9 protein-coding genes are annotated in these 13,014 nt (G+C 60.4%); 6 read left to right on the forward strand and 3 right to left on the reverse strand.

What is annotated here, in order from left to right; translation table 11 throughout:
- Window positions 1–135: 135 nt before the first annotated feature.
- On the forward strand, window positions 136–1,278 hold the full coding sequence (gene pdxB, locus AC3WJW_RS12235) for a 4-phosphoerythronate dehydrogenase PdxB (RefSeq protein WP_493726162.1): 1,143 nt from the start codon (window positions 136–138) through the stop codon (window positions 1,276–1,278).
- A 175-nt stretch (window positions 1,279–1,453) separates the two neighbouring features.
- On the opposite strand, the gene AC3WJW_RS12240 is transcribed toward pdxB, so the two are convergent.
- Window positions 1,454–1,633: a PA1571 family protein gene (locus AC3WJW_RS12240; RefSeq protein WP_007974065.1), complete on the reverse strand. Its 180-nt coding sequence runs from the start codon at window positions 1,631–1,633 to the stop codon at window positions 1,454–1,456.
- A 251-nt stretch (window positions 1,634–1,884) separates the two neighbouring features.
- On the opposite strand from AC3WJW_RS12240, the gene AC3WJW_RS12245 reads away from it, so the two are divergent.
- Window positions 1,885–3,666, forward strand: coding sequence for an ABC transporter transmembrane domain-containing protein (locus AC3WJW_RS12245; RefSeq protein ID WP_493726266.1), 1,782 nt, complete (start codon window positions 1,885–1,887; stop codon window positions 3,664–3,666).
- 138 nt (window positions 3,667–3,804) lie between these two features.
- On the opposite strand, the gene AC3WJW_RS12250 is transcribed toward AC3WJW_RS12245, so the two are convergent.
- Entirely contained in the window at window positions 3,805–5,733 is a 1,929-nt protein-coding gene (locus AC3WJW_RS12250) for a transglycosylase SLT domain-containing protein (protein ID WP_493726163.1), read from the reverse strand.
- A gap of 213 nt (window positions 5,734–5,946) precedes the next feature.
- Here AC3WJW_RS12250 and AC3WJW_RS12255 point away from each other — a divergent pair, with 213 nt between their 5' ends.
- Window positions 5,947–7,866 carry an ATP-binding cassette domain-containing protein gene (locus tag AC3WJW_RS12255; protein WP_493726164.1) on the forward strand — a complete coding sequence of 640 codons (1,920 nt, stop codon included), beginning with the start codon at window positions 5,947–5,949 and terminating at the stop codon, window positions 7,864–7,866.
- 183 nt (window positions 7,867–8,049) lie between these two features.
- Here the strand turns inward: AC3WJW_RS12255 and AC3WJW_RS12260 are convergent, their stop codons facing one another.
- Entirely contained in the window at window positions 8,050–8,490 is a 441-nt protein-coding gene (locus AC3WJW_RS12260; protein WP_007974054.1) for a universal stress protein, read from the reverse strand.
- Between the two features lie 104 nt (window positions 8,491–8,594).
- Here AC3WJW_RS12260 and AC3WJW_RS12265 point away from each other — a divergent pair, with 104 nt between their 5' ends.
- The 3 genes from AC3WJW_RS12265 to fadA all read left to right on the forward strand — a co-directional run bounded on the left by AC3WJW_RS12265 (window position 8,595) and on the right by fadA (window position 12,995).
- Window positions 8,595–9,032 (forward strand): hypothetical protein, encoded by a 438-nt coding sequence (locus tag AC3WJW_RS12265; protein WP_104449726.1) that lies wholly within the window; start codon window positions 8,595–8,597, stop codon window positions 9,030–9,032.
- 610 nt (window positions 9,033–9,642) lie between these two features.
- Window positions 9,643–11,790, forward strand: coding sequence for a fatty acid oxidation complex subunit alpha FadB (fadB, locus tag AC3WJW_RS12270; protein ID WP_493726165.1), 2,148 nt, complete (start codon window positions 9,643–9,645; stop codon window positions 11,788–11,790).
- A 29-nt stretch (window positions 11,791–11,819) separates the two neighbouring features.
- Window positions 11,820–12,995, forward strand: a complete 1,176-nt coding sequence (gene fadA, locus AC3WJW_RS12275; RefSeq protein ID WP_008023006.1) for an acetyl-CoA C-acyltransferase FadA — start codon at window positions 11,820–11,822, stop codon at window positions 12,993–12,995.
- The last annotated feature ends 19 nt before the right edge of the window (window positions 12,996–13,014 follow it).

The raw sequence follows: 13,014 nt of genomic DNA on the forward strand, positions 1-13,014 counted from the left end.
AGGCTGCGATCTTTTGATCTTGCCCTTAAAAACAAAGTCAAAAGATCGCAGCCTGCGGCAGCTCCTACACGGTATGCAGGCTAGGCGTAACGAGGCATCTACGCCTACACTGCCGATCCGCCAAAGGAGCCTGCCATGTTGATTGTTGCCGATGAAAATATCCCCCTGCTCGATGCCTTCTTTGGAGGCTTCGGTGAAATCCGCCGGGTACCGGGTCGCGCCATCGACCGTACCATGGTCGAGCAGGCCGATGTGCTGTTGGTGCGTTCGGTGACCAACGTCAATCGCGCGCTGCTCGAAGGCAGCAAGGTGCGCTTTGTCGGTACGTGCACCATCGGCACCGATCATCTGGCCCTGGATTACTTTCAGCAGGCCGGCATCACCTGGGCTAGCGCACCGGGCTGCAATGCCCGCGGCGTGGTCGACTATGTGCTCGGCAGCTTGCTGACCCTGGCCGAAATCGAAGGGGCCGACCTGACCCGGCGCACCTACGGCGTGGTCGGCGCCGGCGAGGTGGGTGGCCGACTGGTCAAGGTCCTGCAGGGCCTGGGCTGGAAGGTGCTGGTGTGCGATCCACCACGGCAGGCGACTGAAGGCGGTGACTACGTCAGCCTTGAGCAGATCATCGAAGAGTGCGACGTCATCAGTCTGCACACGCCGCTGACCAAGCAGGGGCCTCAATCGACCTGGCATCTGTTCGATGAAAAACGCCTCAATCAGCTCAGGCCCGGTACCTGGCTGATCAATGCCAGCCGCGGACCGGTGGTCAACAACGCGGCACTGCGCGATGTACTGCTGGAGCGTGAAGACCTGCAAGCAGTGCTCGATGTCTGGGAAGGCGAGCCTGAAGTCGACGTGGCGCTGGCCGAGCTGTGCGTGCTGGCCACGCCGCACATTGCCGGTTACAGCCTCGACGGCAAGCAGCGGGGCACCGCGCAGATTTATCAGGCGTATTGCGATTTCCTCGGGCAACCGGCCCGCGTCAGCCTGAGCGATTTGCTGCCGGCACCCTGGCTGTCGCACGTGACCCTGAATGCGCAAAGCGACCCGGCCTGGGCCTTGGCGATGCTGTGCCGCGGGGTGTATGACCCGCGTCGTGACGATGCGGATTTCCGTCGCAGCCTTGTCGGCAGTGTCAGCGAGCAGCGCGCGGCATTCGATGTGCTGCGCAAGAATTATCCTTCGCGCCGTGAGATCGACGGGTTGCAGGTGCGGATCGAGGGGGATGCGCCTGAGTTGCAGCGGATTGTGGCGGCGTTGGGGGCGGCGACAATCTGATGGGCCGTGGCGGCCCCTTCGCGAGCAGGCTCGCTCCCACACTGGATCTTCATGCGCCACAAGCCCCCTGTGGGAGCGAGCCTGCTCGCGAAGGGCGCGCCACAGTTCTGGATCGGATCAGCAGGTATAAAAAACCCGGCCAACTATGGGCCGGGTCAAGAAGACGGTGGCTATATCACTCTTGTTCGGCAGGCTTGACCAATCGCTTTTCCAGTTCGCTGCAAGCTTTCTGGATCATTTCTTCAGTGATCGGTACTTCGCGGCCTTGCTCGTCGATAATCGAGCAGCCCAGAGACTGGTCTGGTTGCGTGCGGATCACTTGAATCTTGTCATCGCTGCTGTGTTGCAAGGACATGGCCTGTCTCCTCATCAGGTTGTGTGCTTACTGTAGAGCCGCCAGGTGACCGGGCTATGACAACTCCCTGCGATCTTTCCGGGGGGACAGACCCAGTCCAGCAGAAATGCCTTCCCGTGGCTACCCGAACTTTAGACCAATAGCGTCTAGCCTCTAGTGTTGGTGGACATAATTAACCTGACTCATTGTGATTTGCAGCGAGCCACCCCATTGAGCGGTGTAGGCTGACCCTAATGATTGTCTTGTCCCGGATGTTTGCGATGCTCTCTGCCCGTCACCGCCGTGCCGTTCGCCTGGCCAGTCGTTTCATTGCGCCGTATCGCTGGCAGGCCTTCGGCGCCTTGCTGGCGTTGATTGTCACCGCCGGCATCACCTTGTCCATGGGGCAGGGCATCCGCCTGCTGGTGGACAAGGGGTTCATGACCCAGTCGCCACACCTGCTCAATCAGTCCATTGGCCTGTTCATGTTGCTGGTCGTGGGGCTGGCGATCGGAACCTTTGCACGGTTTTACCTGGTGTCGTGGATCGGCGAGCGCTGCGTCGCCGATATCCGGCGTGACGTGTTCAATCATCTGATTTACCTGCACCCGGGTTTTTACGAAGACAATCGCAGCTCCGAAATCCAGTCCCGCCTGACCGCCGACACCACGCTGCTGCAATCGGTCATCGGGTCTTCGCTGTCGTTGTTCCTGCGCAATCTGTTGATGGTGATCGGCGGGATCGTCCTGTTGTTCATCACCAACCCCAAGCTCACCAGTATCGTGGTGGTGGCCTTGCCCCTGGTGATCGCACCGATCCTGATCTTCGGTCGCCGGGTGCGCAACCTCTCGCGCCTGAGTCAGGACCGGATTGCCGATATCGGCAGTTATGTTTCCGAAACCCTGGGGCAGATCAAGACCGTGCAGGCCTACAACCATCAGGTCCAGGACGAGCAACGGTTTGCCGTGACCGTGGAGGAGGCGTTCAACACCGCACGCAAGCGTATCTTCCAGCGGGCGTGGCTGATAACCCTGGTGATCGTGCTGGTCCTGGGCGCGGTCGGGGTGATGCTCTGGGTCGGCGGGATGGACGTCATCGCCGGGCGAATTTCCGCCGGCGAGCTGGCGGCGTTCGTGTTCTACAGCCTGATCGTCGGCAGTGCGTTCGGCACCTTGAGCGAGGTAATCGGGGAGTTGCAGCGGGCAGCCGGCGCGGCCGAGCGGATTGCCGAGTTGTTGCGTTCGGAAAACATCATCCTGCCACCGGTCGCAGGCGCGGTGACGCTGCCGGAACGGGTCGAGGGCCGCCTGCAACTGCAAAATGTGCGTTTTTCCTACCCGTCGCGGCCGGAAAGTTATGCCGTCGACGGCCTGAGTCTGACGGTCAACGCCGGTGAGACGCTGGCGCTGGTCGGGCCCTCCGGGGCCGGCAAGTCGACGGTGTATGACTTGCTGCTGCGTTTCTACGACCCGGCCGAGGGGCGCATCCTGCTCGATGGCGTGCCGCTGACTCAACTCGATCCGCTGGATCTGCGCCGCTGCTTCGCCCTGGTGTCACAGACCCCGGCGCTGTTTTTCGGCAGCATTGAAGACAACATTCGCTACGGCAATCCGCAGGCGACGCTGGCCGAAGTACAGGAAGCGGCCAAGATCGCTTACGCCCATGACTTTATCGAAGCCATGCCCAGCGGTTACCAGACTCATCTGGGGGATGGCGGTCTCGGCTTGTCCGGCGGCCAGCGCCAACGCCTGGCCATCGCCCGCGCGTTGTTGGTGGACGCCCCGATCCTGCTCCTCGACGAAGCCACCAGCGCCCTCGATGCCCAGAGTGAGCATCTGATCCAGCAGGCGCTGCCGAGCCTGATGAAGAACCGAACCACTCTGGTGATCGCCCATCGCCTGGCCACGGTTAAAAACGCCGACCGGATCGCGGTGATGGATCAGGGGAAACTGGTAGCGGTAGGAACGCACCAGGAACTGATCGCCAGCAATGCCTTGTATGCACGACTGGCGGCGTTGCAGTTCAGTGACGGCAAGGCTACCGCCGAACTGTAGGAGCTGCCGAAGGCTGCGATCTTTTGATCTTCAAGACCCCTGACAAAAAAAAGCCCGCATCGTTTGATGCGGGCATTTTTTAGAGCAGGAACAAAAGATCGCAGCCTGCGGCAGCTCCTGCATAACCGGCATTACCGGTCATTGATCGTCGAAAAACCGCTCATGCCAATCCACGATCGGCTGTGGCGAGTTGAGCTTCTGGCCGTAGATCACCGAGTACGACAACACGTTTTGCACGTACTGGCGGGTTTCGTCGAACGGGATGCTTTCCACCCACACATCGAAACTCAGGTGGTCGGCACCGCGCAGCCATTGGCGCACGCGACCCGGGCCGGCGTTGTAGGCGGCGGAGGCAAGGACGCGGTTGCCGTTGAACTGGCTGTGCACCTGGCTCAGGTAAGCGGCGCCGAGCTGGATGTTCTTGTCCGGATCGAACAGTTGCTGTGGCGAGCTATAGGGAATGCTGAACTTGCGTGCGGTTTCCTTGGCGGTGGCGGGCATCAGTTGCATCAGGCCCGAGGCGCCGACTCCGGAGCGGGCATCTTCCATGAAGGCGCTTTCCTGGCGAGTGATGGCGAACGCCCAGCTTGGATGCAGGCCGCGATTCTTCGCTTCACGCACCAGCGTGTTGCGGTGGGCCATCGGGAAGCGGATATCCAGGTCGTCCCAATACTGTGCCTGGCTGATGGTGCGAATGGCCGGGAAGTACCATTTCAGGTCGTAAGCCAGTTTGGCCTGGGCAACCATCTCGTCACGGCTGAAGTGACGGCTGACGTGGTACCACTCGCGGCGACCGTCGACGATTTGCCCGCGAGCGTGGAACTCCAGGGCGCGACGTATGCCGGGGGTGTTGCGCACTTTGTTGATCAGCGCCTGGCTCATCACCAGCGGCTTGTTGTTCAGCGAATAGGGCGACTGCGAGCGATCGGCGGCGAGGAAACCATAGAAGTCGCGTTCGCGGGCCAGGTTCTTGTAGAGCGTCTGCACTTCCGGATTCTGTGGTTGCGCCAGTTCCAGGCTGCGGGCCTGCCAGTAGCGCCAGCGGTTGGTGGTAGCCAGGTCCTGGGGCAGGCGGCGGGTCAGTTGATAGGCATCGTCCCAGCGCGCCAGGCGCAGGAGCAGGCGCAGGCGCCATTCGGAAACCGTGTTGTCGCGCAGTTCCGGATCGTATTTGGTCATGACGTCCAGGGCTCGGCCGTCGAAACGTTTGGCGAGGGTCAAGCCAATTTCCCGGGCGATTGCGACTTTTTCATCCCGGGAGAAGTGCATGCTGCTGGCGTAGCCGTCGAGCAGGTTCATGGCCCTGTCCGGGTCCTGGCGAGCCAGGCGGCGCAGGCCGAGGCTGACCACGTCGGACATGGCTTCATCGGCCGGGGTGAAGCGTGACGGCTGGTTGAGCAGTTCCGGTTTCTGCGCGACGTCCACCAGCAAGCGACCGCGCGGGGCAAGGGTGGTCAAGCCGTTGACCAGGCTGTTGGCCAGCGGGTAGTTGCGCGCCTGGGCGGCGAGTTTCGCGCGTTCCCAGCGTTTTTGCTCGGTCAGCTGGCCATCGGCGGCCCACATGCCGAACAGGGCATCGCAGGCTTCGGGCTGGGATTTGCCGGTCAGCCAGAGCTTTTCGGTGTTGGCGTAACCTTCGGCCTTGAGGTTGTGACTGATCTGGTACTGCGCATTCAGGCAGTCCAGTTCGGTGAAGTTCATTTTCGGGTCGTAATACTTGACGAAGGTCGCCCAGTCGCCTCGGTCCGCCAGCCAGCGCAACCAGCGCAGTTTCATCCAGTTGGCCTGGGGCAGGTCGCCGTGTTCGGCGAGGAATTTCTCGATTTCGGCGTTGCTCGCGGTTTTCAGGCGCGCGGTCAGTTCGTCGTAGGCCAGGTACGGTTCCAGCGGATAATCGGCGAGGGCCTGGCTGTAACGGAAATACGGGCCGGTATCACCCTTGGCCAGGGCGCGCTTGGCTTCATCGTAATATTGGCGTTGGGTGGACAGGTCCACCGCCTGGGCGGATTGAAACGCTGCGGCTGAAAGTAAAAAACACGACAAAAGATTGAAAAGGCGACTGCGCATGAGACGTCCAGGCAGAGAAAACATGGCAAGTGCGGGTCAGGCCCGCACTGAATTGTCTGTAGCTTAGCCTTTTGCCAGCAGCCGGCGAAAGCTTTGCGGGTCTTCCCGCATCAGTTCGCAACATTTGTCGTTCAGAGTGCTACGAGAGTGAAATTGCCGGCCTTCTGAAGCCTCAAGTCAGGTAGAATGCGCGCCCGGTTTTTGGAGAAGCTCATGACCCTGCTCAAATTCAGCGATGTGTCCCTTGCTTTCGGCGCTATGCCGTTGTTGGACAAGGTGTCCTGGCAGATCGCCCGTGGTGAGCGGGTGTGCATCATCGGCCGCAACGGCACTGGCAAGTCCAGCATGATGAAGCTCGTCAAGGGCGACCAGAAGCCCGATGACGGCTCCGTTTGGCGCGCACCCGGCCTCAAGATCGGCGAATTGCCGCAAGAATTGCCGGTGGCCGACGAGCGGACGGTGTTCGACGTGGTGGCCGAAGGCCTGGACGGTGTCGGTGCGTTGCTCGCCGAGTATCACCACCTGAGCCAGAACATCGTCACCGATGCCGACCTGGACAAGCTGATGCACGTCCAGCACGACCTCGAAGCCCGCGATGGCTGGCGCTTGCAGACGCTGGTCGACAGCACCCTGAGCCGCCTGCAACTGCCGGCCGACAAGACCCTCGCCGAGTTGTCCGGCGGCTGGCGTCGTCGCGTCCTGCTGGCCCAGGCCCTGGTGTCCGAGCCGGACCTGCTGCTGCTCGACGAACCGACCAACCACCTGGACATCGGTGCCATCGCCTGGCTTGAAGAGGCATTGAAGGATTTTCAGGGCGCCGTGCTGTTCATCACGCACGACCGTTCTTTCCTGCAGAACCTGGCAACCCGCATCCTCGAACTGGATCGTGGCGGCCTGATCGACTGGAATGGCGACTACGCCAGTTTCCTCGTGCACAAGGAAGCCGCACTGGCGGCCGAAGAAACCGCCAACGCGCTGTTCGACAAGCGCCTGGCCCAGGAAGAAGTATGGATTCGCCAGGGCATCAAGGCCCGTCGCACCCGTAACGAAGGCCGTGTACGCGCGCTGAAAGCCTTGCGCGTCGAGCGCAGCGAACGTCGCGAGCGGACCGGCAAGGCCAACATTCAGCTGGAAACCGCCGACAAGTCCGGCAAACAGGTCATGGTCCTTGATAACGTGAGCTTTGCTCACCCGGACGGTCCGTTCCTGATCAAGGACTTCTCCATGGTGCTGCAGCGCGGCGACCGTATCGGTCTGCTCGGCGCCAACGGTACCGGCAAGACCACGCTGCTGAAGCTGATGCTCAGCGGCTTGCAGCCAACCAGCGGCAAGGTGGAAGAGGGCACCAGGATCGATGTCGCCTACTTCGACCAGTTGCGCCATCAGCTGGATCTGGAAAAGACCGTGATCGACAACGTCGCCGAAGGTCGCGACTTCATCGATATCGACGGTCAGAGCCGCCACGTACTGAGCTACCTCGGCGACTTCCTGTTCAGCCCGCAGCGTGCGCGCACGCCGGTCAAGGCGCTGTCTGGCGGTGAACGTGCCCGTCTGTTGCTGGCCAAGCTGTTCAGCAAGCCGGCGAACCTGCTGGTACTCGACGAACCGACCAACGACCTCGACGTCGAAACCCTCGAGTTGCTCGAAGAGGTCCTGCTGACCTTCAACGGCACCGTATTGATGGTCAGTCACGACCGGGCATTCCTCGACAACGTGGTGACCAGCACCCTGGTCTTCGAAGGTGAAGGCAAGGTGCGCGAATACGTTGGCGGTTATCAGGACTGGCTGCGTCAGGGCGGCTCGCCGCGCCTGCTCGGCGTGACCGAGAGCAAGTCCGGCAAGGCCGACCTGAACTCTGCCGTGGTGAAGGCCGAGCCTGCACCGGTTGCACCGGCAGTCGAAGCGCCAGTGGCGAAGAAGAAGCTCAGCTACAAATTGCAGCGTGAGCTGGAAGCGTTGCCCGGCGAGATCGAAGCCATGGAGCAGCAGATCGCTGCCGTTGAAGCGCAGATGGCCGACGCGGGTTTCTACCTGCGCCCGGCTGCCGAGACAGCTGCAGTGATCGCTCAACTGGCGCAGTTGCAGGCTGAACTCGACGTGATGGTCGAGCGCTGGGCCGAACTGGATGCCTGATTGACCCTGCAATAAAAAAGCCCGGCTTCACACACGTGAACGCCGGGCTTTTCATATGAAACGCAATCCCCTGTAGGAGCGAGCTCGCTCGCGATGGTCGTCAACGATGACGCGGGAAACCTGATGCCCCGCGGCGTTCTCAGGTTCATCGCGAGCGAGCTCGCTCCTACAGGACGGGTGTTGTCAGCTTTTGGTTTGCAGGCGCACCGCAAGCACATCGCAAGGCGCGCCATGCAGCACGTCATTGGCGGTGGAGCCGAGCAGCAGTGCCAGGCCGTGCCGGCCATGGCTGCCCACCACGATCAGGTCGCAGGTTTGCTCCTTTGCCAGGTGGTGGATTTCCTGGCGTGGCTGGCCATAGGTCAGGTGGCTGTATTCCCTGGAGAGCTCCGGGTATTTGAGGATCAAGCGGTCAAGGCGCTCCTTGGCCTGATCGAACTGCTGCTGTTGCAGTTGTGACAGGTCCATCGGCACGTCGCCGCCGAAGGCCATCGCCATCGGCTCGACAATGTGCACCAGTGACAATTTCGCGCCGTTGCTCACCGACAGCTCGCGAGCGCGGTGGATCACAGGGTCGCACTCTTCGGTCAGATCTACAGCGACCAGAATATGGTTGTAGGGCATGAGGTGCTCCTCCTGAGGATTGCAATATTGGTAAGTATGGCTGGTTTCAAGCGCATTGGTTCCAAAGTGACACAATGGGCTCATCAAGAATCGGGAGTACAGATATGACGGTGTGGATAGTGGTGTCAATCCTGTTGGTGGTACTCAGCCCACTGGCATGGTTGCGCCCGTCGCGTGCCCAGAGTGGGCGCATCGCCCTGCGCATGGAGGCCCGGCGCATTGGATTGGCCATGCAGCTGGCACCTCAGGAATGGCCACACTGGCTGAGCCAGGAGCCGCCGAGCCCGTGCGCCCAGTACCATCGTCCGCGTCGTGGCAGTCAGCCGGCGTGCTGGAGTTACTGGCAAAAATCACCGGGAGTCTGGGTCAATCAATGGCAGGAAACCTGTGAAGATCAGGCGCTGCTCAATCATTTCGAAAAATTGCCGGGCAATGTCTACAAGGTCGAGGCCGACAAGCAAATCATCGCCTTGTATTGGGGTGAGAAGGGCGAGGCCGAGGTGTTGCAGCACATCGATGCCACCCTCAAGGCGCTCGCCTGAAGCTGCGTTCCGGATCCCCCTGTAGGAGCTGCCGCAGGCTGCGATCTTTTGACTTTGATTTTAAAAAACAAGATCAAAAGATCGCAGCCTGCGGCAGCTCCTACAGGGGCTTCTGTCGCGCGCAATAAAAAGCCCGACAAAATCATCGGGCGGGTTGGCCAGGCAGGCCGGTAAATCGGTGTTGGCTGATCTTGCGCTGGGCATTCGCCATAAGCGTTCACAATTTTCCCCTTGGTTCCGCCAGCGTAGCTTGTTAAACACGGGCTGCAGCGAATTAGGGCGCATTTTCTAACAATTGATTCTATGAATGACCCTGCATGCTTAGGCGTGTTTAAGGTCTTCGCGGTACGGATATGACCGGAAAGTCGCGTTTCAACCCGTGTTTCGGGCGATTGACAATTGCTGGAAATTCCGTGAAGGTGACGTACCCGAATCAAACGGGCGTATGAATTGAGCGTTTGTATTTCAGACCGCTCCTACAGAATCCCGACTATCGCGTTGGCGGGTGTGCCGGGGGAATGGGCGTAGCATCGACGATTAACGTCCCTGCCAAGCCATTCGCCTGCGTCCGACGTGTACTGTTCAGCTTCCATATCGTGGAGATCAGTTGATGATTTACGAAGGTAAAGCCATCACGGTTAAGGCTCTTGAAAGTGGCATCGTCGAACTGAAGTTCGACCTCAAGGGTGAGTCCGTCAACAAGTTCAACCGTCTAACCCTGAACGAACTGCGTCAGGCCGTAGACACCATCAAGGCAGATGCTTCGATCAAGGGCGTGATCGTCAGCAGTGGCAAGGACGTGTTCATCGTCGGCGCCGACATCACCGAATTTGTCGACAACTTCAAGCTGCCGGATGCAGAGCTTGTTGCTGGCAACCTCGAAGCCAACAAGATTTTCAGCGATTTCGAAGACCTCAATGTTCCGACCGTTGTCGCGATCAATGGCATCGCGCTGGGTGGCGGTCTGGAAATGTGCCTGGCGGCGGACTACCGCGTCATGTCCACCAAGGCCAAGATCGGCCTGCCGGAAGTCAAGCTGGGCATCTACCCGGGCTTCGGCGGTACCGTTCGTCTGCCGCGTCTGATCGGTGCCGACAACGCCATCGAGTGGATTGCCGCCGGCAAGGAAAACCGTCCTGAAGACGCGCTGAAAGTTGGCGCTGTCGACGCCGTGGTTGCTCCAGAAAAGCTGCAAGAGGCCGCACTGGAACTGATCAAGCGCGCCATCTCCGGCGAGTTTGACTACAAGGCCAAGCGCCAGCCGAAGCTGGAAAAGCTGAAGCTGAACGCCATCGAGCAAATGATGGCTTTCGAAACCGCCAAGGGTTTCGTGGCCGGTCAGGCTGGCCCGAACTACCCGGCGCCGGTTGAAGCGATCAAGACCATCCAGAAAGCCGCGAACTTCGGTCGCGACAAGGCCCTGGAAATTGAAGCCGCAGGTTTCGCCAAGCTGGCCAAGACTTCGGCCGCACAGAGCCTGGTCGGTCTGTTCCTGAACGACCAGGAACTGAAGAAAAAGGCCAAGGCCTACGACGAAATCGCCAAGGACGTGAAGCAGGCCGCCGTACTGGGCGCCGGCATCATGGGTGGCGGTATCGCCTATCAGTCGGCTTCCAAAGGTACGCCGATCCTGATGAAGGACATCAACGAGCACGGCATCGAGCAGGGTCTGGCCGAAGCCGCCAAGCTGCTGGTTGGCCGCGTTGAAAAAGGTCGCATGACCGCCGCGAAAATGGCTGAAGTGCTCAACGGCATTCGTCCGACCTTGTCCTACGGTGATTTCGGTCACGTGGACCTAGTGGTCGAAGCAGTCGTCGAGAACCCTAAGGTCAAGCAAGCCGTTCTGGCCGAAGTCGAAGACAAGGTCAAAGAGGACACCATCCTCGCGTCCAACACCTCGACCATTTCCATCACCTTGCTGGCCAAGGCCCTCAAGCGTCCGGAAAACTTCGTCGGCATGCACTTCTTCAACCCGGTGCACATGATGCCGCTGGTGGAAGTGATCCGTGGCGAGAAGTCCAGCGAGCTGGCCGTTGCCACCACCGTTGCCTACGCCAAGAAAATGGGCAAGAACCCGATCGTCGTCAACGACTGCCCGGGCTTCCTGGTCAACCGCGTGCTGTTCCCGTACTTCGGCGGTTTCGCCAAGCTGGTCAGCGCCGGTGTGGACTTCGTCCGTATCGACAAGATCATGGAAAAATTCGGCTGGCCGATGGGCCCGGCCTACCTGATGGACGTGGTCGGCATCGACACCGGCCACCACGGTCGTGACGTGATGGCTGACGGCTTCCCGGACCGCATGAAGGACGACCGTCGCTCGGCCGTCGACGTGCTCTACGAAGCCAAGCGCCTGGGCCAGAAGAACGGCAAGGGCTTCTACGCCTACGAGACCGACAAGAAGGGCAAGCAGAAGAAAGTCGCCGATCCTTCGGTACTGGAAGTGCTCAAGCCGATCGTTTACGAACAGCGCGAAGTCACTGACGAAGACATCATCAACTGGATGATGATCCCGCTGTGCCTGGAAACCGTGCGTTGCCTGGAAGACGGCATCGTCGAAACCGCTGCCGAAGCCGACATGGGGCTGGTCTACGGCATTGGTTTCCCTCCATTCCGTGGCGGTGCGCTGCGTTACATCGATTCGATCGGTGTGGCAGAGTTCGTTGCCCTGGCTGACCAGTACGCTGATTTGGGCGCGCTGTACCACCCGACCGCGAAGCTGCGCGAAATGGCCAAGAACGGCCAGAGCTTCTTCGGTTAAGCGCCCCCAACTAGAGTGAGAGTGAACTTATGAGCTTGAATCCTAGAGACGTCGTGATTGTCGACTTCGGTCGTACTCCGATGGGCCGCTCCAAGGGCGGCATGCACCGCAACACCCGCGCCGAAGACATGTCGGCGCACCTGATCAGCAAACTGCTGGAACGTAACGTCAAGGTCGATCCGAACGAAGTCGAGGACGTGATCTGGGGCTGTGTGAACCAGACCCTGGAGCAGGGCTGGAACATCGCGCGCATGGCGTCGCTGATGACCCAGATCCCGCACACCTCGGCCGGCCAGACCGTCAGCCGTCTGTGCGGCTCGTCCATGAGCGCTTTGCACACTGCTGCGCAAGCGATCATGACCGGCAACGGTGACGTGTTCGTCGTTGGTGGCGTCGAGCATATGGGCCACGTGAGCATGATGCACGGTGTCGATCCGAACCCGCACATGTCGCTGTACGCGGCGAAAGCCTCGGGCATGATGGGCCTGACCGCGGAAATGCTGGGCAAAATGCACGGCATTACCCGCGAGCAACAGGACGCTTTCGGCGTGCGCTCCCACCAACTCGCCCACAAGGCGACCGTGGAAGGCAAGTTCAAAGACGAAATCATCCCGATGCAGGGCTACGACGAGAACGGTTTCCTGAAAACCTTCGACTACGACGAAACCATTCGTCCGGAAACCACCCTGGAAAGCCTGGCGGCGCTCAAGCCGGCGTTCAATCCGAAGGGCGGCACCGTGACAGCGGGTACTTCGTCGCAGATCACCGATGGTGCTTCGTGCATGATCGTGATGTCGGCGCAGCGCGCACAGGACCTGGGCATCCAGCCTCTGGCGGTGATTCGCTCGATGGCAGTGGCAGGTGTGGATCCGGCAATCATGGGCTATGGTCCAGTACCGGCCACACAAAAAGCACTGAAGCGCGCGGGTCTTGGCATCTCCGACATCGACTTCTTCGAGCTCAACGAAGCTTTCGCCGCACAGGCCCTGCCAGTGCTGAAAGATCTGAAAGTGCTCGACAAGATGAACGAGAAGGTTAACCTGCACGGCGGCGCGATCGCCCTGGGCCACCCGTTCGGTTGCTCCGGTGCGCGTATCTCCGGCACTTTGCTCAATGTGATGAAGCAGAATGGCGGTACCTTCGGGGTAGCCACCATGTGCATTGGTCTCGGCCAAGGCATCTCCACCGTCTTCGAACGCGTTTAAGCGTCTCGTTGATGGAAGC

It is taken from the genome of Pseudomonas sp. GW821-FHT07G06, assembly GCF_058986625.1.